General features: G+C 46.7%; 1 protein-coding gene and 1 pseudogene. Both read left to right on the top strand.

Going from position 1 to position 1,344, the window contains the following annotated elements:
- Nucleotides 1-83 (top strand): annotated as a pseudogene (locus tag QZ506_RS20920) (lipoprotein); the annotation flags it as partial.
- Nucleotides 84-711: 628 nt separating this feature from the next.
- On the top strand, nt 712-1,143 hold the full coding sequence (gene nsrR / locus QZ506_RS20925; protein WP_291973655.1) for a nitric oxide-sensing transcriptional repressor NsrR: 432 nt from the start codon (nt 712-714) through the stop codon (nt 1,141-1,143).
- Nucleotides 1,144-1,344: the final 201 nt, after the last annotated feature.

Below are 1,344 nucleotides of genomic sequence, written 5' to 3' on the forward strand. Positions count from 1 at the left end.
AGGTGGGTGAAGCCATGGCCATGGTCAAAGCGCTTAACCGGATCACGCTATTAGGAATGCCGAACAGTATTCGCATCACGTAACAATCGACCCGTATGGGGCGCAGTCGTCACAAGTTCTGATTTATTCAACAAAGCCCCATGGAGATAGAGAGTAATCCCTTGCGCCCCTCTTTGGGGGCTTCGCTAAGGAAATTCGTTTTGAGCCGACATCGTTGCGTTCCTCTGAATATGCCCTCGCGAGGGCTGATAAAAACGCGGGAAACACAGCAATATCCGTGCACGTTTTACGGCAGAAAAAGATGGATAAACAGAATAACGTTATCAGTGCATGGTGCACACTTATAGACGTTTTTCACTGTTTATCCGCACCGTCTTTGTGCAGGGTGGTGTGCATTACACAAAAATGGGGGATGTCTTTTAGCAGGGGAAAAGGCAGAACCGACGTTTAAATCCAGGGAATATGCTAAATAATTCGCCTGATCATTTGCGACTGGTTTATTATTGCTAGTAAATCTGGCTCTTATGTTATTTTCCGTTCATGTTAGTGGCGTATTTTCTTTCTGCGGCGTTGCGGTTCAGGCTGTAGAAACGCAGTAGTGGGCTGTTGGCATGAGCTTTGATGATTTGACGAACGCTGTTGTGATGAGCATTGTTGCGATGAACATTGATACAACGTTCCTACCGATACCCGAGGGTATCCGAGGTTTCTGTGCAGTTAACCAGTTTTACGGATTACGGATTACGCGCGCTGATCTACATGGCATCACTGCCTGAAGGGAAGATGACGAACATTACTGAAGTGACGCAAGTGTATGGCGTCTCTCGTAATCATATGGTCAAAATTATCAATCAACTTAGTCGGGCCGGCTTTGTGATGGCAGTGCGCGGTAAAAATGGCGGCATCCGTTTGGGCAAGCCAGCGCAAACCATTCGCATTGGCGATGTGGTACGCGCGCTGGAACCGCTGTCTCTGGTCAACTGCAACCATGATTTTTGCCACATCACGCCGGCATGCCGCTTAAAAGGGGTGCTGCAAGAGGGCGTTCAGCGCTTTCTCTCAGAACTGGACCAACATACGTTGGCCGATATGGTGAAAGAGAACCCACCGCTTTATAAATTATTTGTACTAGCTCAGACCTGATCTGACAGTTACCGATTATTTATACAGGTGTCTGTCAGATTACATCTGGTTCAGATTCTTTGTATTAGTCGCGACTAGATCTGACACTGTACCTTGAAAGGTTGAGAGTTACCGGTTTTGATATGGGTGTCTAATCCTTAAACAAAACGCGAGGTAACTCTCATGCTTCATACTAACAATCCCATTATCAAACACAAAGCC

This window comes from Candidatus Symbiopectobacterium sp. (assembly GCF_020054415.1).
In the GTDB taxonomy this organism is placed as follows: domain Bacteria; phylum Pseudomonadota; class Gammaproteobacteria; order Enterobacterales; family Enterobacteriaceae; genus Symbiopectobacterium.